At 31.0% G+C, this 19,854-nt stretch carries 19 protein-coding genes; 8 read left to right on the plus strand and 11 right to left on the minus strand.

The features are described from left to right. Positions 1-32 precede the first annotated feature (32 nt). From ABHQ57_RS08690 to ABHQ57_RS08710, 5 genes are all read right to left on the minus strand, one after another. Positions 33-1,643 (minus strand): class I SAM-dependent methyltransferase, encoded by a 1,611-nt coding sequence (locus ABHQ57_RS08690; RefSeq protein ID WP_167713923.1) that lies wholly within the window; start codon positions 1,641-1,643, stop codon positions 33-35. A 72-nt stretch (positions 1,644-1,715) separates the two neighbouring features. Continuing rightward, the gene (locus ABHQ57_RS08695) at positions 1,716-2,258 is read right to left on the minus strand and encodes an NUDIX domain-containing protein (protein WP_073182877.1); all 543 of its coding nucleotides are present in this window, start codon (positions 2,256-2,258) and stop codon (positions 1,716-1,718) included. Between the two features lie 57 nt (positions 2,259-2,315). Next, positions 2,316-3,404, minus strand: coding sequence for a M42 family metallopeptidase (locus tag ABHQ57_RS08700; RefSeq protein ID WP_047789544.1), 1,089 nt, complete (start codon positions 3,402-3,404; stop codon positions 2,316-2,318). Positions 3,405-3,429: 25 nt separating this feature from the next. After that, on the minus strand, positions 3,430-4,266 hold the full coding sequence (locus ABHQ57_RS08705; RefSeq protein ID WP_047789545.1) for a 1-acyl-sn-glycerol-3-phosphate acyltransferase: 837 nt from the start codon (positions 4,264-4,266) through the stop codon (positions 3,430-3,432). A gap of 60 nt (positions 4,267-4,326) precedes the next feature. After that, a complete protein-coding gene (locus ABHQ57_RS08710) occupies positions 4,327-4,953 on the minus strand; it encodes a CoA pyrophosphatase (protein WP_167713922.1) in 627 nt (208 codons plus the stop codon). Between the two features lie 103 nt (positions 4,954-5,056). On the opposite strand from ABHQ57_RS08710, the gene ABHQ57_RS08715 reads away from it, so the two are divergent. Beyond that, positions 5,057-5,350: a hypothetical protein gene (locus tag ABHQ57_RS08715; protein ID WP_073182871.1), complete on the plus strand. Its 294-nt coding sequence runs from the start codon at positions 5,057-5,059 to the stop codon at positions 5,348-5,350. Between the two features lie 72 nt (positions 5,351-5,422). Here ABHQ57_RS08715 and ABHQ57_RS08720 read toward each other — a convergent pair whose 3' ends face one another. Continuing rightward, complete coding sequence (locus ABHQ57_RS08720; RefSeq protein ID WP_389863330.1) at positions 5,423-7,993, minus strand: endonuclease; 2,571 nt, start codon at positions 7,991-7,993, stop codon at positions 5,423-5,425. A gap of 174 nt (positions 7,994-8,167) precedes the next feature. On the opposite strand from ABHQ57_RS08720, the gene pheT reads away from it, so the two are divergent. From pheT to ABHQ57_RS08740, 4 genes are all read left to right on the plus strand, one after another. Next, positions 8,168-10,594 (plus strand): phenylalanine--tRNA ligase subunit beta, encoded by a 2,427-nt coding sequence (gene pheT / locus ABHQ57_RS08725; protein WP_167713920.1) that lies wholly within the window; start codon positions 8,168-8,170, stop codon positions 10,592-10,594. A gap of 63 nt (positions 10,595-10,657) precedes the next feature. Next, the gene (locus tag ABHQ57_RS08730) at positions 10,658-11,692 is read left to right on the plus strand and encodes a quinone-dependent dihydroorotate dehydrogenase (protein ID WP_167713919.1); all 1,035 of its coding nucleotides are present in this window, start codon (positions 10,658-10,660) and stop codon (positions 11,690-11,692) included. A gap of 2 nt (positions 11,693-11,694) precedes the next feature. Next, positions 11,695-12,000 carry a DUF6984 family protein gene (locus ABHQ57_RS08735; protein ID WP_167713918.1) on the plus strand — a complete coding sequence of 102 codons (306 nt, stop codon included), beginning with the start codon at positions 11,695-11,697 and terminating at the stop codon, positions 11,998-12,000. Positions 12,001-12,009: 9 nt separating this feature from the next. Continuing rightward, positions 12,010-12,624 (plus strand): LysE family translocator, encoded by a 615-nt coding sequence (locus tag ABHQ57_RS08740; protein ID WP_159616714.1) that lies wholly within the window; start codon positions 12,010-12,012, stop codon positions 12,622-12,624. 17 nt (positions 12,625-12,641) lie between these two features. Here ABHQ57_RS08740 and ABHQ57_RS08745 read toward each other — a convergent pair whose 3' ends face one another. Next, a complete protein-coding gene (locus ABHQ57_RS08745; RefSeq protein ID WP_167713916.1) occupies positions 12,642-13,328 on the minus strand; it encodes a M48 family metallopeptidase in 687 nt (228 codons plus the stop codon). Between the two features lie 230 nt (positions 13,329-13,558). Between ABHQ57_RS08745 and lon the strand changes: the two genes are divergently transcribed. Further along, positions 13,559-16,015 (plus strand): endopeptidase La, encoded by a 2,457-nt coding sequence (gene lon / locus ABHQ57_RS08750; protein ID WP_047789554.1) that lies wholly within the window; start codon positions 13,559-13,561, stop codon positions 16,013-16,015. A 99-nt stretch (positions 16,016-16,114) separates the two neighbouring features. Here lon and ABHQ57_RS08755 read toward each other — a convergent pair whose 3' ends face one another. From ABHQ57_RS08755 to ABHQ57_RS08765, 3 genes are read right to left on the minus strand one after another with little or no spacing between them, the layout of a single operon-like run. Then, a complete protein-coding gene (locus ABHQ57_RS08755; RefSeq protein WP_389863336.1) occupies positions 16,115-16,294 on the minus strand; it encodes a hypothetical protein in 180 nt (59 codons plus the stop codon). A gap of 21 nt (positions 16,295-16,315) precedes the next feature. Beyond that, positions 16,316-16,495, minus strand: coding sequence for a hypothetical protein (locus tag ABHQ57_RS08760; RefSeq protein ID WP_073182860.1), 180 nt, complete (start codon positions 16,493-16,495; stop codon positions 16,316-16,318). Positions 16,496-16,508: 13 nt separating this feature from the next. Next, the gene (locus ABHQ57_RS08765; RefSeq protein ID WP_389863340.1) at positions 16,509-16,688 is read right to left on the minus strand and encodes a hypothetical protein; all 180 of its coding nucleotides are present in this window, start codon (positions 16,686-16,688) and stop codon (positions 16,509-16,511) included. Positions 16,689-17,174: 486 nt separating this feature from the next. Here ABHQ57_RS08765 and ABHQ57_RS08770 point away from each other — a divergent pair, with 486 nt between their 5' ends. Continuing rightward, positions 17,175-17,384, plus strand: a complete 210-nt coding sequence (locus tag ABHQ57_RS08770; protein WP_073182855.1) for a hypothetical protein — start codon at positions 17,175-17,177, stop codon at positions 17,382-17,384. Between the two features lie 17 nt (positions 17,385-17,401). On the opposite strand, the gene ABHQ57_RS08775 is transcribed toward ABHQ57_RS08770, so the two are convergent. Next, a complete protein-coding gene (locus tag ABHQ57_RS08775; RefSeq protein ID WP_047789559.1) occupies positions 17,402-19,105 on the minus strand; it encodes a helix-turn-helix domain-containing protein in 1,704 nt (567 codons plus the stop codon). Between the two features lie 254 nt (positions 19,106-19,359). Here ABHQ57_RS08775 and ABHQ57_RS08780 point away from each other — a divergent pair, with 254 nt between their 5' ends. Next, on the plus strand, positions 19,360-19,794 hold the full coding sequence (locus ABHQ57_RS08780) for a hypothetical protein (RefSeq protein WP_047789560.1): 435 nt from the start codon (positions 19,360-19,362) through the stop codon (positions 19,792-19,794). Positions 19,795-19,854: the final 60 nt, after the last annotated feature.

Here is a 19,854-nt window from a genome sequence, read left to right on the forward strand (position 1 = left end):
AAAGCTAGAGTAGTTTAACTACTCTAGCTTTTTTACTTAAAAAGATTTATAGAAACTGTAGCTAATTCCGAGTTTGGAAATTTTCTAAACGTGTTTTTATCATGAGTCAACCCAATAGCTTCCATAGCATTCATGTATTCATCAAGCTCAATAATGTACTGATCAGAATAACCATGCGTAGCATCATAGGCGGTAGCCGCTGTTTTTCCTAAGTTTTTAGCAACCAACTCAGGTTTTGATGTGTGTAATTCAATAAGTAACAAACCAAACTTACAGATATACGGTTTCCACTTGGTAAAATGTTGTTTTAAAGACTCTACTACCAAGTTGTTATTCAAACGTTTTCCTCTGTAAGCATAAGCTCCAGTTGAATTGGTAATAGTTGAATTATCATTAGGAGCAGGCTCTTGCCAAATTCTGTTGTGATCTAAAAAGGTACGAACATTCAATAAGTCAGAAAGATTAATACCATATTTATCTTGTAAATCTTCCGAGAGAGCTTTCGGATTTCCAATATCTCCCCAAATCACTTTAGCCCAAATATCTGCTTGCACTAGGTTTTTACGAGTTATTTTTAAGGCAGCTTCGTTATAATCGACACCAATAAGTAAAAGAGGATAATCTTCTAGCATAGTACCTCTTTTAGTCTGATGTTCAATTACATTAAATAAATGTTTTAAAAATGCACCATTACCACAGCCAACATCTAAAATACCTTTAGGTTGTTCGTTGATAGGTTTATTAAATAGGTAAATAATAATCTCATCGATTACTTTAAAGTAGGTAGAATGCGCGCCACCGCTTCCCCAAACATTCATTTCTCTATCTACATGAATTTCGTCATTTCCAATTTCTGAAGTTCTAAAAATGTCTGGGTCTCCAAATATAAGTTTGTCTAATTTTCTAAGAGTAGGGATGTAGGAAACTGTAACTCCGTAAGCACTTGCTCTTCGAGCAAAAAACAAGCCTTCATCAGTAAACTCATAAGAGTCTTTAGTCTTGAAAAACCAACCTAGATTGGTTAATAAATCAAGTAGCCGACTAAAATTATCAGCGTCTTTATGAAACTCATCAGCACTGAATTTTGTTTGCATAAAGTATTTATGAAACATACCGCTCATACCTAATAAAACTGTTGTTGGACCAACAATAATACCTTCGATATGTGTAAGGATCTGAGCTACAATTTCTTTTTCTTCAGAAGTTGATGGAGTTTTAATTCCAAAGTTGTTTGTAAAGTTTTTATAAAGCTTTTCAAGCTTCTCATAAGGTTCAATTTCAAATTTTCGAGCGCTATAATTTTCTGAAAATTTCAACAATAAAAAAGCTTCTTTATATAAGTGAAAATAAGAAAAAGCTATAGCTGAAGCTTCATTGATTTCGAACTGAACAGTGTTATGTGTATTATCTACATGTTGTGTTAACCAGCCTTGAGAACACAATGTTCTTAAAGCCACATTTAAATAACCGTCATTAGCGTTAAATTCGGAAGTAATTTCATTTAAACTAACAGATTTCTTCTTTAATAAGTAGTTAGTAATTCCTTTTTCATGTAAAGTGTAAGCTGCTGGACAAGTAACAATTCCGTCTAAGTGACGAAACAACCTACTCCTTAACGCAGACTTTTCTTGTTTTGATAGCATAGTTTGATAGTTTTCATTCTAAATATAACTAATTGATTTTAAAATTAAAACTAAATTATTAAAGCTAAAAAATTAAGTTAAAATATTTAAAATATGTTTGTGAACAAAAGAATAATAGTCTTGATATTGAGGAAGTAATAAGTTTTCGTAGTTTTTTGTATGCAGTATTGTTTCTAAGCTAAATAGCTTTAAGTCTGCTACTTCCTCTTCTTGAAGTTTTAATTCTTGGACAGAAACTGTTAATTCAGCAATAAATACATGATGAAACTCATTATCAATAATTCCATTCGAGTGATTTACCATGTGTTTTCGAGTACCTATTTTATGTAAGTTTTCAGGAAGAATATCAAAACCTATTTCTTCTTTAACCTCTCTAACAGCAGCAATTTTAATGTTTTCACCGGCAGCTATGTGACCTGCAACCGAAATATCCCATAAACCAGGAAATACTTTTTTAGTCAGTGCTCTTTTTTGAAGAAGTATTTGTTTATTAGAAGTGTATAACCAAACATGGATAGTAGGGTGAAAGTAACCATGTTTATGAGCCTCAGATTTTAAACAAGTTTTTCCTGTATAGTTTCCATTTTCATCGACAATATCTATAAGTTCATCCATAAAAAGCTGGTAAAAAAAACGTCATTACAAATAAGTAATGACGTTTGATTATTTATATTATTTAAAGTAAGAGAAATCTTCTCCGTCTTCAATTTTTAATAAACTTTCGTAAATCATTTTAATTACATTTTCAACATCTTCACGGTGTACCATTTCAACGGTAGTGTGCATGTAACGTAATGGTAAAGAGATTAAAGCAGAAGCAACTCCACCATTGCTGTATGCAAATGCATCAGTGTCAGTTCCTGTAGCTCTTGATAGGGCAGAGCGTTGGAAAGGAATTTTGTTAGCTTCGGCAGTATCAATAATTAAATCTCGTAATTTTTGTTGTACCGCAGGAGCATAAGCTACTACAGGACCTTTACCTAACTCTAAATGACCTTCTTTTTTCTTATCAATCATTGGTGTGGTAGTGTCATGTGTTACATCAGTAACAATAGCTACGTTAGGCTTAATGGTTTCGGTAATCATTTCCGCACCACGCAAACCAATTTCTTCTTGAACAGAGTTTGTAATATATAAACCGAAAGGTAATTTTTTCTTGTTTTCGTGTAATAAACGTGCTACTTCAGCAATCATAAAACCTCCCATACGGTTATCTAAAGCACGACATACAAACTTGTTCTCGTTTAGAATGTGAAACTCATCTGGGTAGGTAATAACACAACCAACATGCACACCTAATTTTTCAACTTCTTCTTTAGTGCTGCAACCACAATCAATAAAAATATTGTCTGGTTTTGGAGCCTCTTCTTTCGCTTTATTACGTGTATGAATTGCTGGCCATCCGAAAACACCTTTTACAATTCCGTTTTTAGTGTGAATGTTTACAATTTTACTAGGAGCAATTTGGTGGTCGCTACCTCCGTTACGGATTACATAAATTAATCCGTCATCAGAAATATAGTTTACATACCAAGAAATTTCATCAGCATGTCCTTCAATAACTACTTTATATTTAGCATCAGGGTTTATAATTCCTACAGCAGAACCATAAGTGTCGGTAATAAACTCGTCAACATAAGGTTTTAAATAGTCCATCCATATTTTTTGCCCTTCCCACTCGTATCCTGTAGGAGCAGCATTATTCAAGTATTTTTCTAAAAAGTCAATAGACTTTTCATTTAAAATAGATTTATCAGCCATAACTTAAACGTTAATTTTAATGTTATTAATCTTTCTTTTCTTTTTCTTTAGGTTTATCAGCTCCCCAAAAACGTCTCTTTTCAATAAACTCTTCTTGTTCCTGAAGTTGTTTAGGTGTTAACACCTTTAAAAAAGATGGGTGTTGCTCTATTGCATACTCAATTTTTTCAACAATGCTAGCCACATCTTCATTTTCGTAATCAATTTCTAAAGGTTCTTTAATAACCATAGATTGTAGCACGTTACGTTTTTTTATCATCAATCCTTTTTTGTCAAAAGAACGTCTAAATCCGTCAATTACTATAGGAACTACAATAGGCTTGTAGGTTTTAATGATATGGGCTGTACCACGACGAATAGGCTTAAAAGGGGTAGTTGTACCTTGTGGAAAGGTAATTACCCAGCCATCGTCTAAAGCTTTTCCTATATTAGAAATGTCAGACATTTTTACTTGTCTGTTTACATCTTTTCCTGCGCTTCTCCAAGTTCTTTCAACAGAGACAGAACCTACATAAGCAAAAATTTTAGGAAGCAAACCAGAACGCATGGTTTCACCTGCAGCAACATAATAAATATTTAGTTTAGGTTTCCATAAATACCCTACGTTTCTAATATTGTCATCTCTACCTTTTAAAGCGGCATTAAATACGTGAAACATGGCTGCTACATCGGCAAAATAGGTTTGGTGATTGGAGATAAATAGTACTTTTTGGTCGGGGAGACTTCTTAAAACATCCATTCCCTCTATTTGCAGGTCATTAAACTTACGGTAACGTCCGTGAGAAATAACTCCGAGAACTTGTATTAAAAATCTTTTAATGAACAATATATGTCCAAAAGGATTCCTTTTAAATAAAGGCATTTTTATAATCTGGTTTTATTAGTGTAAATGCTAAATTACAAAAGAAAACCATAAAAAAAACTATTTAAATAAATCTTTAATTTCTGAAAGCATCATGGCAGTTGCACCCCATACAATGTAATCGTTTAATTTAAAGCATGGTACCTCAATATTTTTCATGTATGAGGTTTCCATTTCTACTGAAGTCAAGTTTGAATCGTCTAATAAATCAGCTAATAAAACTTCAATAATTTCTGCAACTTCTTCGTTTGGAGTGAAATGAGGTGTTTTTTCTGAAACACCTATAAATGGAGCTACTAAAAAGTTACTAGGAGGAATATATGCGTCTGAAGTTTGTCGTATTATTTCAATAGATTTATAGTGTATACCAACTTCTTCAAAAGTTTCCCGTAAAGCAGTTGTTTGTAGGCTACTATCCTCTTTGTCAAATTTCCCACCAGGAAAGCTAATTTGAGATGAATGCGCTCCATTATAACTCGCTCTTTCAGTAAGTAAAAAGCGTGTTTGGTTATCATTGTCAGGGTAAAATAACGCTAAAACAGCTGCTTTTCTTGGATTTTTGCTTAGTATTAATTCTTCTGAAAACCGTGTTCTTAATTTTGGAGCTAACTTAAATTGAGAAGTTAAACCACCTAGTTGCTTTTGCTGCAATCTTTCTATTTGATTGATAAAATCAGAAAAAGTCATTCGTTTTTAGTATTTTAGAACAAACTTATCAATTTACAAGATAAAAGTTATAAATTTTGGCTTGAATTTTGATTTGTTTAGTGTAGAATTAATTTAATATTAAATGAATAAAGAAAAAAAGTACCAAAAACTAGCATTAAGTTTGTTGTTTGACGCTATAGGGTATGTATCTTATTTAATACCTGGGCTTGGAGAGTTGTCAGATATTGTTTGGGCGCCAGCATCAGCGTATATAATGACAAAAATGTATAAAGGAAATAAAGGTAAAGTAGCAGGAGCCATTGCTTTTATTGAAGAAGCGATGCCTGGGTTAGATGTTGTGCCAACATTTACTCTTATGTGGTTATATACTTATGTTTTTTCTTCAAAGGAAACAAAAACTACGATTGAAGTTTAGTCTTTTAAGTCGAATAAAAAAATAAAGAGCTTCCAATTTTGGAAGCTCTTTTTAGTATTCTATAACTATAAACTATTTCTTGATGATTTTTTTTGTAAATGATTTTTGACCGTCGTTTACTTCAAGAATATATATGCCGTTATGTAAGTTTGAAACATCAAGATTATTATGAGTAACTTTTCCTGTTAAAACTTGTTGTCCTGTTAAGGTTGTAACTTTAAAAGTAGCATTTCTGTCATCAGCTAATTTAATTTTTACAAAGTCTACACTAGGGTTTGGTGAAACACTAGCATCAAAAATAGAAGCTTCATTGCCCAACTTTCCATCGATAGTGATGTTGTTGTATCCTAAACCTTTAGAGCTACTACCTATGTTAACAGTATAATCTTCAACTTCACCATAAGAAAAAGTCTCACAAGCAGATGGAGCTGCATTCCATTTCATTGATACACGCATTCTTGTGGTACCTGCTAAAGCAGAGGTAGGGACAGAAAAATTATAGGATAAATTACCAGAGCTAGATGAAGAACCACTAACAACTTCTTCAGAAGATTCAAAAGTTCCATTTTTATTAAAATCAATCCAAACTTTCCAGTATTCTGTGTATGAAGAACTAGCAAATCCAGCGCTTACTACAATAGTATTACTTCCGTAAGGTAAGTTTCCAGTTAAAGAAGTAAAGTCAGCATATCCACCATTGGCACCAGTAGCGTTTGAAATTCCACCAATAACAACATTGTCAATCCATTCATAATTTACATTATTCCCTTTAGTACTACAATAAGAAATTGTGTTTGCTAGAGTTGTTATGTTTACCGTATTACTTGAAGAAGAAATATTGTTTGCAGCATCTTTGGCTTTTACAGAAAAAGTATAGCTTGTAGAGGCTGTTAATTTACTTACAGAATAACTTGTAGTAGTAACAGTGGCTATTTTTGAACTTCCTCGATATATGTCATATCCTGTAACACCAATATTGTCAGTTGAAGCAGTCCAGCTTAAATTAACAGAAGTTTGTGTAATATTTGAAGCAGCAACATTGGTTGGCGCAGATGGAGCAGTTGTGTCTGGGGTAGAAGTTCCTCCATCAATGTTGTGGTTTCCCAAGCCGCTAAATGTATCTTTTGCTAATATATTCCATTCAGAAGTTGTATATGCACTGTTAGGAGATGTAACAGAAGATTTTTTTTGCATTGTTTTGTCTTGTGCAAAAGTTGAAGAGCTATTAGGATCTCCAATCAAATCGATAAGAGTACTTCCTTTGAATAAACCAACAGCATCGTTTCCGTTAAAAGAAATTACACCAGTATCTGTTCTGTCAGCTTTATTTAATATTGTGCTAGAAGCACTGCTATTAGCTATAACATAAACATTACCATTTGTTAATTGACCACTTAAAGTTAATGTATTGGTCCATCCACCACCGTTGGCAGCTTTCTTTAATGAATACCCTGATAAGTTTACACTGGCTCCAGTGAAATTAGCAATTTCAATAGCTTTATTATTTGAAGAACCTTCTACATATTCAGAAATAAATAAATCTGTAGCTGTTCCATTTCCTCCACCTGAACTTGTGTTAGTTGTAACAGAAACAGAATTACTAGAAGTAGATTGATTACCTGCAGCATCTTTAGCTTTTACAGAAAAAGTATAATTAGTTGCTGCTGTTAAACCTGTAACGCTATACGAAGTTGTTGTAACGGTAGCAATTTTCGTAGTTCCATTGTATACATCATATCCTGAAACACCAACATTATCAGTAGAAGCTGACCAAGTTAAATCAACTGTAGTTTCTGTAATATTTGAAGCAGCTAAATTAGATGGAGTAGTAGGAGCTTGTGTGTCTGATACACTACCACCTCCAAATAAATCTTCAGCTTGAGGTCCTCCCCAAATTTTAGTAGCAAATGCAGGGTTGTCAATAAACGGATTACGATTTCCTTGAATTCCTTCTAAAATAGGGTTACGTTGCTTTTCAAAGTCTGATACTGGATCGTCTACATTCCATTGAATAAATAAAGCAAGCATGTTAGAGTCTGAAGCCATAGTTGATCCTGTTCCAACACCAGTTGGTAAACATTGGTTTCCGTAGCGTAAATACATATACATCATCATACGAGCAACATCACCTTTCCATTCGTCTCCTGGATACCAACCTCCAGAGACACTACCAGCATTACCAGAACCATTTACAAACTTTTTACTACCTCTTTGAGAGTTGAAAGAAATATCTGAAGGTCTTAAATGATGTGCATCTGCACCAGGACCAGAAGTTCCTAAATTAGGACTTCCTAATGATTTAGGGTATACATGTTCTCTGTTCCATTGTGTACCAGCACTACCACCATTAGCATCTTTACTTCTAGTTCTATCGGTTACATAATTACCGTCAGTATCACTATACCCATAAATTAATAAAACCTTACTAGCGTCGTTAGGATCTAAATCAGTTTGTTTAAGTGCATTCCACACACCAGGTGTGTATGACAGGTTTGTTGTATGTGTATTAATAATTTTAGTAGCGAGCTCATTTTTTAATGCTGAACCAGATAAATTCAAATTAACATCGTTGTAATATGAAGGGATTTGTGAAAAAACAGCTAATGAAGCTATTAAAAAGAAGAAGAGTAGTTTGTGTTTCATAATATTTTATTGAAAAAAGTTAAATTTTTGTTAACCTCTTGCAAATCAATAAAAAATATAATTTTTTGATGTTATCAAAAGGTTAATAATCAATAGTATATCTTTTGTAGATAACTAGTTTATAGTTTTTCCTTTATTTTGCGTAAATTTGCACGCTAAAATTAGAGATTGATTATGAAGATATCATACAATTGGTTACAACAATTTTTACAGACAGACTGGGAGGCAGAGAAAACAGGTGAGTTATTAACTGATTTAGGTCTTGAAGTTGAAGGAATAGAAACTGTAGAGAGTATTAAAGGAAGCCTAAAAGGGGTAGTTGTAGGAGAAGTTTTAACTTGTGAAAAGCACGCTAATGCAGATAAGTTAAAGGTTACTACTGTTGATTTAGGAAATGGTACCCCTGTACAAATTGTATGTGGAGCACCAAATGTCGCGGCAGGACAAAAAGTTCCTGTGGCTACTGTTGGTACCATGTTGTATGATGAAAAAGGAGAAGGCTTTAAAATTAAAAAAGGAAAGATAAGAGGAGAAGAGAGTCACGGAATGATTTGTGCCGAAGACGAATTAGGTTTAGGACAAAGTCATGATGGTATTATGGTGTTAGACGAGAATTTAGCTCCAGGTACTCCTTGTTCGGAGGTCTTTAACATTGAGACAGACTATGTTTTTGAAATTGGGTTAACACCAAACCGAGCAGATGCCATGAGTCATTACGGTGTTGCACGCGATTTAAGAGCTGGATTAATTCAGCAAGGAACTAATATTGAGTTAATATCTCCTTCTGTTTCTGATTTTCATGTTGATGAGCGTACTCATAAAATTGATATTGAAATTGAAGATAAAGATTTAGCACCTCGCTATTGTGGTATAACCATTACTGATGTTGAAGTAAAAGAATCACCAGAATGGATTCAAAACAGATTAAAAGCAATTGGGTTAACTCCAAAAAATAATATTGTAGATATTACTAACTATGTATTGCATGAGTTAGGACAACCACTACACGCTTTTGATGCCTCTAAAATTAGAGGAGGCAAAGTAGTAGTGAAAACTTTAGAAGAAGGTACTAAGTTTACTACGTTAGATGATGTAGAAAGAGAGTTGTCATCTGAGGATATTATGATTTGTGATGCAGATGATAATCCATTATGTATTGGAGGTGTATTTGGAGGAGCACAATCAGGAGTTACAGAGCATACAACTTCTATTTTCTTAGAAAGTGCTTATTTTAACCCTGTGTCTGTTCGTAAAACTGCAAAACGTCACGGGTTAAATACAGACGCTTCTTTCCGTTTTGAAAGAGGTATTGACATCAACACAACAAAATATGCTTTAAAACGTGCTGCTTTATTAATTGAAGAATATGCAGGAGGAAAAATGTCTTCTGATATTTTAGATTTTTATCCTGTAAAGGTGGAAGATTTTGAAGTGTTTTTATCGTTTGAAAATGCGTATAAATTAATAGGTCAAGAAATACCTAAGGAAACGATTAAAAAGATTTTAGCTTCATTAGATATTAAAATTAATAGTGTTACTGAAGCTGGTTTAGGATTGGTAGTACCATCGTATCGTGTAGATGTACAACGGGAAGCAGATATTATAGAGGAAATCTTACGTGTTTATGGATATAATAATGTAGAATTTTCTCATAAATTAAATACGTCTATTTCTTTTGATAGTGATAAAGAAGTTAAAATAGAGAATATTGTTGCTGACCAGTTAACATCGTTAGGGTTTAATGAAACCATGGCAAATTCGTTAACAAAGGCAGATTATATTGAGTTATCTGAGAACTTAAACGCTGGTTTTAACGTTGAAATGTTGAATCCGTTAAGTAACGACTTAAAAGTAATGCGTCAATCGTTACTATTTAGTGGTTTAGAATCTGTAGCGTACAATATTAACAGAAAGAACAATTCATTAAAGTTTTACGAGTTTGGTAAGACGTATCATAAATATGAAAGCGGATACCAAGAAGACAAGCATTTAACATTATTTGTTACTGGTAATAGAACACAAGATAGCTGGAAGATAGCTACACAGACATCAGATTTCTTTTATGTTAAAGGGATTGTAACAGCTTTATTAAGTCGTTTAGGAATTGATAAATTAAAAACCACTCCAACAAAATCAGATGTGTTTTCTGAAGGAATTACGTTAAGTTTAGGAAAAACTAAGTTAGTAGAGTTAGGAGTTGTTAAAAGAGCGATTTTAAAAGAGTTTTCAATAAAGCAAGAGGTTTTATTTGCAGACTTTAACTGGCAGAATATTTTAGATTTAGTAGGCAAGAAAAAAATAAAAGTAGCCGATTTACCTAAGTTTCCAGCTGTAAAGCGTGATTTAGCATTGTTATTGGATAATAAAGTTGAATTCAAAGAAATTTATAACTTAGCATTTCAATCAGAAAGAAAGCTTTTAAAAGAAGTGGATTTGTTTGATGTGTATGAAGGAGACAAATTACCAGAAGGTAAAAAGTCGTATGCAGTAAGCTTTGTATTACAAGATGAAAACAAAACATTAGCAGATAAGCAAATAGACAAAATAATGCAGAAACTACAGCAAACATTCGAAAAGAATTTAGATGCTGTATTACGATAATTCAGAAGCTCCATTTTGGAGCTTTTTTTATATTTAATAAAGAACAATACTTAAAATAAACTAATGTATAAATTACTGATTCGCCCAATTTTTTTCCTTTTTGATCCTGAAAAGATTCACCACTTTACATTTTCACTCGTAAAGTTTCTATCTAAAATACCAGGAATGTCTTCTATTTTTAGAGGAATGTATCAAGTAAACGATAAAAAGTTAGAACGTAATTTATTCGGATTAACGTTTAAAAATCCTGTAGGGTTAGCAGCAGGATTTGATAAAAATGCAGTACTGTATAATGAGTTGGCTAATTTTGGTTTTGGTTTTGTTGAAATTGGTACGGTTACACCAAAAGGTCAAGAAGGAAACCCGAAAAAACGTTTATTCCGTTTAAAAGATGATAAAGGAATTATCAACCGAATGGGTTTTAATAATGAAGGTTTAGAAGCAGCAATTGAGCAATTAAAAAAGAACAAAGGAAAAATAATTATTGGAGGAAACATTGGTAAGAACACGAATACAGCCCCTGAAAATTATACGGAAGACTATGTAGCGTGTTTTAAAGGGTTACACCCGTATGTAGATTATTTTGTATTGAATGTAAGCTGCCCGAATGTATCTAGCCATGCAAAATTAGAAGATGCTGATTATTTAAAAGAATTGATTACTGAAGTTCAAAAATTGAATAATGCAGAAGCACAACAAAAACCAATCTTATTAAAAATAGCTCCAGACTTAAACAACCAACAATTAGATGAAATTATTGAGTTAGTTGCTGAAACTAAAATTGATGGAGTAATAGCATCAAATACCTCAGTAAATAGAGATAATTTAAAAGCTTCTAAAGAACGTTTACAAGAAATAGGTAATGGGGGTGTAAGCGGACAACCGGTTAAAGATAGAAGTACCAAAGTAATTCAATACTTAACGGATAACTCTAATAGAGCGTTTCCAATTATAGGAGTAGGAGGTATCCATTCTGAAAAAGATGCTTTAGAAAAGCTAAAAGCAGGTGCAGATTTGGTACAAATTTATACAGGATTTATTTACGAAGGACCTAGTTTGGTAAAAAGAATCAATAAGGCTATTTTAGCTGAAAGTTAATTATGAGAAAAATTGAGAACAAAGAAAAAGAGTTGATTATATCAATAATTAACGATAAAAAAGAAGTGCCAAATTTAGTAAAAGATTTAAATGACGGAGAAATGGGAAGTATTTCTTTTGATTTAAAAAATGAATCTAAAAGATTTGAAAGTATTTTTAAAGCTGAGTATCTCGACAGTGATAATGTGTTAGTTGATATTGAATTGTCCGTGGATAAAAGAGGAAGACTGTATGAATTAGATTTTTTTAAGATTAATTTTGGTAAACTAATTACTTATCCAACATTTGATGAATTAAAGATCAAATAACTTATTTAAATGCTAGAAACCCTCATATCTTTTGTATTAGCCACGGCTACTTTAGCGATTTCACCAGGACCTGATAATGTTTTTGTCTTAACACAAAGTATTGTCAATGGTAAAAAATATGGATTGGCTACAGTTGCTGGTTTAATGACAGGATGTATCATTCATACAACTTTGGTAGCTTTTGGCGTATCTGAAATCATCAAACAGAATCCGAATTTGTTTTTTATCATCAAGCTATTTGGAGCAGGATATTTACTGTATTTAGCATTTCAAGTATATAAAAGTGATGCTAAAATTGCCTTTTCTACTGAGAATGTTCAGAAAAAATCAACAATGCAGTTATTCAAAACAGGTTTTTGGATGAATGTATTAAACCCGAAGGTTACAATTTTCTTTTTGGCATTCTTCCCGCAGTTTTTGTTTTCTGACAGCTTGTCAAACGTACTTCAGTTTTATGTGTTAGGAGGTTTGTTTATACTAACCTCGTTTTTAATATTTTCTTCCATTGCTATTTTGGCAGGAAAAATTTCTAATTACATTAAACAGCACAAAAAGGTGGGGATATATTTAAAATGGGCGCAAATTGTAGTTTTTATAGGTATAGCGATGTTAATTTTACTTTAAAAAACTTTCAAGATTATTTATTCCTCTTTCTTTAAAGTAAGTTTTTCTAAAGCACGTTTAGAACTTCTATTTTCAGGGTTAATGGTTAAAGCTTTTTTATAGTATTCAATAGCGTTCGCTGTATCTTTCATTCTGGTATAAGCATCAGCGGTACTATCATAAGTATTTGAGCTGTTAGGATACAATTCAATATTAATTTTAAAAACATTAAGGGCATTTTCAAACTCATCTTTTCTAAGATATTGATATCCTAACCTATTTATATTTCGTTCTCTGATTACAGGATTTAAACTGTCTTTTTCTTTTATAGCTTTGTAACCTTTTAAAGCAGCTTCAAAGTTACCTTCTGCTAAATGTTCGCTGGGAGTTTTTTCTCCTTTTTTTAGTTTTTTAAAGACATACTTTTCACCTTCATGCTCACGCTTTTCAGCTAACCCTATCATATTCTTAGAAGTATTAAAAATTAGTTTTTCATTTAACTCTCCAACGTAAAAAGAAGAATCATTCACTTTTAAAGGTTCTAAGTTTTGATTACGCCATTTTATAAGTAATTTATTGTCATTATTAAAAGTAACTTCTATAATTTCATCAGCATTAAAATAATAGCGTCCTGCTGCTTTTTCAATAAACTCAGAAGAGTTTGTTTTTGAGGTACAGTTAATTAGTAATAAAAGTAATGATAGAGTTAAAATGTTAAATTTCATTTTTGGTTAGTTTTATGTTGAAATAAGATGTTAGTAAGACGATTTAGAACCAAATAAGTTACAAATTAAATTATTTATAGCTTTCGTTGGCATAAGAATTGAAATATAGATAACGAGATAGATAAGAGTTTTAGTTTATTCTTTTGTTTATCAGTAGGTTAAGGTTTTTAAAAAGTGGTTTTTTTTCAATAAAAGAGTGATAAGTGCCACTATGACAGAATAAATAAGATATGAGTAAATCAAAAATATTACATTTAGACAATTTGTCGCTTCAAGATGTTTTTAATGAGGATTCAGAGTTAATTCCATTATTAACACCAGAAGATGAAGAGTTAATAAATCAAGAAAGTATTCCTGAAGAATTACCAATTCTTCCTCTACGTAATACAGTGTTATTTCCAGGAGTTGTAATTCCAATTACGGCAGGTAGAGATAAGTCTATTCAGTTAATTAAAGATGCCAACAAGGGAGATAAAGTTGTAGGTGTTGTAGCACAAAAAGATAGTGAAGTTGAAGATCCAGGAATTGATGATATTTATCAAACAGGTGTAGTGGCACAAATTTTACGTGTATTAAAAATGCCTGATGGTAATACAACTGTAATTATCCAAGGTAAAAAGCGTTTTGAAATAGAGGAAATTACGCAAGAAGCCCCTTACTTAAAAGCAAGAGTAAAAGAAGCTGTAGATGAGCGAGAAATTGATGATCAAAAAGAGTTTGATGCAATTATCGATTCGATTAAAGACTTAGCATTAGAGGTAATTAAAGAAAACCCTATGCTACCTTCAGAAGCATCTTTTGCGATAAAAAATATTCAATCCAATTCATTTTTGGTGAATTTTATTTCGTCAAACATGGAATTAAGTGTATCGCAAAAGCAGGTATTACTTGAGAAAGACAATTTAAAAGAACGTGCATTATTAACGTTAAAGAATTTAGATAAAGAGCTTCAAAAGTTACAATTACGTAACGATATTCAATCTAAAACACGTTCTGACTTAGATAAACAACAACGTGAATACTATTTAAATCAACAATTAAAAACCATTCAAGATGAATTAGGAGGTGTTTCTCACGAGCAAGAGCTAGATGAAATGCGTACTAAGGCTAAGTCTAAAAAATGGAATAAAGAGGTTGGAGAAACTTTTGAGAAAGAGTTAGGGCGTTTAAGACGTATGAACCCTCAAATGGCAGAATATGGTGTACAGCGTAACTACTTAGAGTTAATGTTAGAGTTACCTTGGGGCGAGTATTCAAAAGATAAATTTGATTTAAAAAGAGCTCAAAAAATTTTAGATAGAGATCATTTTGGGTTAGAGAAAGTTAAAGAGCGTATTTTAGAGCATTTAGCGGTTTTAAAATTACGTGGTGATATGAAATCGCCAATTATTTGTTTATACGGACCTCCAGGAGTAGGTAAAACATCGTTAGGTAAATCGGTAGCTGAAGCATTAGGACGCAAGTACGTACGTATGTCTTTAGGAGGTTTACGTGATGAAGCTGAAATTAGAGGACACCGTAAAACCTATATTGGAGCAATGCCTGGTCGTTTAATCCAAAATATTAAAAAGGCAGGAACTTCAAATCCTGTATTTGTGTTAGATGAAATAGATAAGTTAAGTCAAAGTCATCAAGGAGATCCTTCTTCAGCAATGTTAGAAGTATTAGACCCAGAACAAAACACAGCTTTTTATGATAATTATTTAGAAGTAGGATATGATCTTTCTAAAGTATTATTTATAGCAACAGCTAATAACATTAATCAAATTCCATGGGCATTACGTGATCGTATGGAAATTATTAACGTAACAGGGTATACTATTGAAGAGAAGGTAGAAATAGCTAAAAAATACTTGTTCCCAAAGCAATTAAAAGAGCACGGATTATCAAAAGAACATTTAACAGTAGGTAAAAAGCAGATAGAGAAAATAGTTGAAGGATATACTAGAGAGTCTGGAGTCCGTGGTTTAGAAAAACAAGTAGCAAAAGTAGTTCGCTTTGCCGCAAAGTCTATTGCGATGGAAGAGGAGTACAATGTTGTTTTGACAAATGAAGATATAGAAACTATTTTAGGACCTGCACGTTTAGAACGTGATAAGTACGAGAATAACGATGTTGCAGGTGTTGTTACTGGGTTAGCTTGGACAAGCGTTGGAGGAGATATTTTATTTATAGAATCTATTATTTCTAAAGGAAAAGGAAATCTTTCAATTACCGGTAATTTAGGTACTGTAATGAAAGAGTCTTCAACAATAGCAATGAAATATATAAAATCTAATGCTGAAGAATTTGGAATTAATCCTGAAGTATTAGATAAATATGATGTACACATTCACGTGCCTGAAGGAGCTACCCCTAAAGATGGTCCAAGTGCAGGTATTACGATGTTAACTTCTTTAGTTTCTGTATTTACACAGCGTAAGGTGAAAAATAAATTAGCCATGACTGGAGAGATTACGCTACGCGGAAAGGTACTTCCAGTTGGTGGAATTAAAGAAAAAATATTAGCAGCAAAACGAGCAAATATTAAAGAAATTATTTTGTGTGCTGATAATAAAAAGGATATAGAAGAAATAAAAGAGAGCTACTTAAAAGGGTTAACATTTCATTATGTAACCGACATGAGTGAGGTAATTGATATAGCACTTACCAAGCAAAAAGTTAAAAAAGCTAAGAAACTTTTATAATATTAGAAAAACTAAACAAACAGCCAATATAGTTCTATTGGCTGTTTTTTAAGTAGAGTTTTACTTAAGAAACTTCATGAATATACATTGCTTTGTTACTTAAAAGTTAGGTTCACGGTCATAGTGTTTATCATATACACACCAAAATATAATATAAGGCTCTTTTCCTCTACATGTCCATACTCCATCTCCAGGACATTTTATAGGTGTACCTCCTAAAATTTGTTTTTGCGCTGTTTTATTGATAACAGTACCTAAGTTTGAAATTTTTGTTTTCATAATTATATTTTAAATTAATTACTAATAGTTAGGTTCAAAAAAATTCTTCTTATCATATTCACACCAACACATAATATAAGGCTCTTTTCCTCTACATTTCAATACTCCATCTCCAGGACATTTTGCAGGTGTACCTCCTAAAATTTGTTTTTGCGCTGCTTTATTAATAATAGTACCTAAATTTAAAATTTTTGTTTTCATAATTATTAATTTGTTACTCAGGTCTAAGTACTTCGTATGCTTTATAATAACACCAACAATTGGTGTGAGGTTTTTCACCTTTGCATACTAATACTCCATCTCCTGGGCACCTCATAGGAGATTCACCTCCTAAAATTTGTTTTTGTGCTGTTTTATTAATAACAGTACCTAAGTTTAAAGCTTTTGTTTTCATAATTAATTAGTTTTGGTTATTGATAATTTTTAGTGGTCAAAGTCTACAGGTAATTCTTCAACATATTCTGGTTCACACCAACATCTTATCCAATTACATTTTAAATAAGTTCCTCTAGGGCAAACAATTTGTCCACCATTAATAGTTCTTTGTTCTGATTTATTCAGAACGTTTCCTAATTTAGAAATTGATTTTAACATGATTAATTAATTCGAGTTATCCCTACTCTATTAAATGCTTTTCGGGGGACGCATTAAAACAAGCTTGATTTATAACAAATATTAAACATTGTTAGTTACAAAAGAAGTAAAAACAGGTACTATTTATGAAAACAGGAGGTACTATTTAAAAATAATGACATTATTATTTTGGATTTAAGTTGTTGTTTTGTAGTGTTTTGTGTGTTTTGTTTTTTGGTGAGTTTGATAAAAACAAAAACAATAGATTAAAAAATTAACTTTACATATAACTTAAAAATTAAAACTTATGAAATGTTTATCTATTGAGATGTTAGCAAAGTATAAATTAACATTAGAGGAAAAAACAAAGATATTAGCAGGAGATCCAGTTAAGGCGAATTATGAAAAAATAGATTTTGGCGGACCAGATACAGATGGAGAAGAAGACTGTTTTGTTTTACCACCAAGTGCAGAAAAAGATAAATGCTACGATCGTAAAAATAATTTTAAGGTTTAAAATAATTACAAAAAACATTATAACTCCTTATTAATTTTCTCTATAAATTGATAAGGAGTTATACCTATATATTTTTTAAAAATTCGAGTAAAAGACTTCGCATTTTTATATCCAGCAATTTCTCCAATAGCTTGTGTTGTATAAGACCTCACTTTCTTATCATTACTCAATATTCCAATAATGTAATTAATACGTAACTCATTCGTATAATCATTAAAGCTCATTTTTTTATAATCTTTAATGATTTTTGATAGGTAAGTAGTATTGGTTCCTATTTTTTTAGCTGCATTATATAAACTATACTCTTCTTTTAAAAAGTACTTTTTTTCCTCTATTTTTAATAAGCCACTAATAATTTGTTGATGTTGTTCGTCTTTTATTTTTAATGGATTAGGTAAAGAAAAGGGTTTTTCAGTTAGGTCTTCTTTTTTTGAAATTTTATTTAATAGTTCACTTAACTTTTTCTTTGCTTTCTTTTTTTCTTTAGCGTTTTTAAATACTAAAAAAGAGATAACTATTACTGTAGATATTAATCCTATAACTATAATTTCATAATAAAAATTCTTTTTGTTACTATCCTCTTTTAACTTTTTAATTTTTTTATCAAAATCAACTTTAATTGCTTCTTTAAACTGTTTTTTATCTCTTAATGAAACTTTTGAATGATTATTTACATATGTGTTTAAATAATAATTGGCAGAGTCTACTTTATTTTGATAAGTATAAATTTGTGAAAGGTATCCATTCATTTTTATATAATTATCATCTAAAATGGTGTCTTTTTTTATTTTAAGAGCAGTTAAAAAGTTATGTTTAGCCTTTTCGAATTTATTTAAATTATAATAGTTTAGACCATTGTTGTAGTATCCTTTGTATAAATAAGACTGTGACTTGCTTTTTTCGAATAACGCTAAACTTTTTTCAAGAAAAGAACTAGCTTTAGAGTATTCTTTTTTTAAAGTATAAATAGTCCCTTTTCCATAATAAACTTTGCCGGTATAATAGCTATTAAGATTAAACTCTTTTGTTTTTAGTATCAAATTATAGTAATGTAAAGAAGAGTCTGCATACTGCTGTTTTTCTCTATTTTTTTTATATAAAGTAGCGTAAATAGCAGCAACATTAAACATTCTTTTATATTTGCTACTATAATACTTGTTTGAAAGGGATTCTTTATTAGCTTCTATAAGGTCAAGAGTTTCTTTTGCTTTATTAAGAGCTTTATCAAGCTCTCCCATGTCTTGATAAATAAGTGCGATGTTCCCTTTTATTTTAATAATTCGCTCAATATCTTTGGCTAACAAAGCGTAATTTTCGGCTGTAATATAATTTTGTAAAGCTGGTTTAATTAACTTTCTTCTTTTATTAGAGTTGCCTAAGAGAATATGAATATCAAACAGTAAAGGAAAATTTTTATTTACTCTTACTATTTTAGGAAGATATTTATTAATACTATCTTTAAAAGAAGTGTTTATAGATTGTTTTTCTCTTACTTTTAAATATTCTATAGCAGCATATCCAAAAGTTTTATAAGCAGTATTATTACTTAGTAGAAGCTTGTTCATAAAGTATAAAGAACTATCAACACCAATTTCTTTATTTAAATAGAACTTTTTTTTAATTTTTATCAAGTCACTTTCGTTATACTTCTCTATTTCTTGAGAAAAAGAAAGAATACAATTAAAAATTACTAAGAAGAGAAATAAAATTTGCTTTAACATAATTTTTTTGAAGAGTTAGAGGAAAATTAATAGTAGTTGCAAAATAAAAATAATTTAACAAGAAAGCTATTTCTTCTATTCTATTTTTGATTTACAGTAAGTTAGTTTATTTCTAAAAAAAATGTTATAAGAACATAATAAGATAATATGTAAATAAAAAGAGAAAATACTTTTTATAAATAAAAAGCGTTGTTGTTTTAGTTATATTTAAAAAATTTTTAAAAAGTAATATAAAACTTAAACCCTTAAATTTCATGAAAAAACTTTTTTTATTAGCAGGTCTTTTATTTTCTGTAGCCTCGTATTCTCAGATTGAATTTATTGAAACTACTAAAACAGAAATAGTAGGAAAAATAGAGTACGTTTATTTAGAGAAAATAGGAGATAAAGCTTACAACTTTTACTATAAGAATATAAATGATCCTATTCATGAATATGTTCATTTTTCATTTAAAAACTTAGATAATGATGTAGAAAAATTACATCAAATAATTGTAAAAGGCTTTGAAGAAAACCCTAGAGATCCTTATAAAATTAAAGCAAATGGAGATGTAATCTGGTTAAAATATACTAAAGTTGATGGAGTAGTAATGTTACAAATTCAACAGTATGTAAGTAGAGATCCAGATATTATGACAGTTTCTAAATTACTTACATATGAAGAAGTAAATAAGTTATTTAGCAAATAGTTAAAATAACAGCAATAAAAAAGCAGCCCATAGGCTGCTTTTTTGTTAGGTTTAAATAAA

The sequence above is a fragment of the Tenacibaculum sp. ZH5_bin.1 genome (assembly GCF_042865525.1).
GTDB lineage: Bacteria > Bacteroidota > Bacteroidia > Flavobacteriales > Flavobacteriaceae > Polaribacter > Polaribacter mesophilus.

What these genes read in the sequence shown, in the direction of transcription:
- ABHQ57_RS08690 (WP_167713923.1), bottom strand. Translation starts at nt 1,643, where the DNA reads ATGCTATCAAAACAAGAAAAGTCTGCGTTAAGGAGTAGGTTGTTTCGT.
- ABHQ57_RS08695 (WP_073182877.1), bottom strand. Translation starts at nt 2,258, where the DNA reads ATGGATGAACTTATAGATATTGTCGATGAAAATGGAAACTATACAGGA.
- ABHQ57_RS08700 (WP_047789544.1), bottom strand. Translation starts at nt 3,404, where the DNA reads ATGGCTGATAAATCTATTTTAAATGAAAAGTCTATTGACTTTTTAGAA.
- ABHQ57_RS08705 (WP_047789545.1), bottom strand. Translation starts at nt 4,266, where the DNA reads ATGCCTTTATTTAAAAGGAATCCTTTTGGACATATATTGTTCATTAAA.
- ABHQ57_RS08710 (WP_167713922.1), bottom strand. Translation starts at nt 4,953, where the DNA reads ATGACTTTTTCTGATTTTATCAATCAAATAGAAAGATTGCAGCAAAAG.
- ABHQ57_RS08715 (WP_073182871.1), top strand. Translation starts at nt 5,057, where the DNA reads ATGAATAAAGAAAAAAAGTACCAAAAACTAGCATTAAGTTTGTTGTTT.
- ABHQ57_RS08720 (WP_389863330.1), bottom strand. Translation starts at nt 7,993, where the DNA reads ATGAAACACAAACTACTCTTCTTCTTTTTAATAGCTTCATTAGCTGTT.
- pheT (WP_167713920.1), top strand. Translation starts at nt 8,168, where the DNA reads ATGAAGATATCATACAATTGGTTACAACAATTTTTACAGACAGACTGG.
- ABHQ57_RS08730 (WP_167713919.1), top strand. Translation starts at nt 10,658, where the DNA reads ATGTATAAATTACTGATTCGCCCAATTTTTTTCCTTTTTGATCCTGAA.
- ABHQ57_RS08735 (WP_167713918.1), top strand. Translation starts at nt 11,695, where the DNA reads ATGAGAAAAATTGAGAACAAAGAAAAAGAGTTGATTATATCAATAATT.
- ABHQ57_RS08740 (WP_159616714.1), top strand. Translation starts at nt 12,010, where the DNA reads ATGCTAGAAACCCTCATATCTTTTGTATTAGCCACGGCTACTTTAGCG.
- ABHQ57_RS08745 (WP_167713916.1), bottom strand. Translation starts at nt 13,328, where the DNA reads ATGAAATTTAACATTTTAACTCTATCATTACTTTTATTACTAATTAAC.
- lon (WP_047789554.1), top strand. Translation starts at nt 13,559, where the DNA reads ATGAGTAAATCAAAAATATTACATTTAGACAATTTGTCGCTTCAAGAT.
- ABHQ57_RS08755 (WP_389863336.1), bottom strand. Translation starts at nt 16,294, where the DNA reads ATGAAAACAAAAATTTCAAACTTAGGTACTGTTATCAATAAAACAGCG.
- ABHQ57_RS08760 (WP_073182860.1), bottom strand. Translation starts at nt 16,495, where the DNA reads ATGAAAACAAAAATTTTAAATTTAGGTACTATTATTAATAAAGCAGCG.
- ABHQ57_RS08765 (WP_389863340.1), bottom strand. Translation starts at nt 16,688, where the DNA reads ATGAAAACAAAAGCTTTAAACTTAGGTACTGTTATTAATAAAACAGCA.
- ABHQ57_RS08770 (WP_073182855.1), top strand. Translation starts at nt 17,175, where the DNA reads ATGAAATGTTTATCTATTGAGATGTTAGCAAAGTATAAATTAACATTA.
- ABHQ57_RS08775 (WP_047789559.1), bottom strand. Translation starts at nt 19,105, where the DNA reads ATGTTAAAGCAAATTTTATTTCTCTTCTTAGTAATTTTTAATTGTATT.
- ABHQ57_RS08780 (WP_047789560.1), top strand. Translation starts at nt 19,360, where the DNA reads ATGAAAAAACTTTTTTTATTAGCAGGTCTTTTATTTTCTGTAGCCTCG.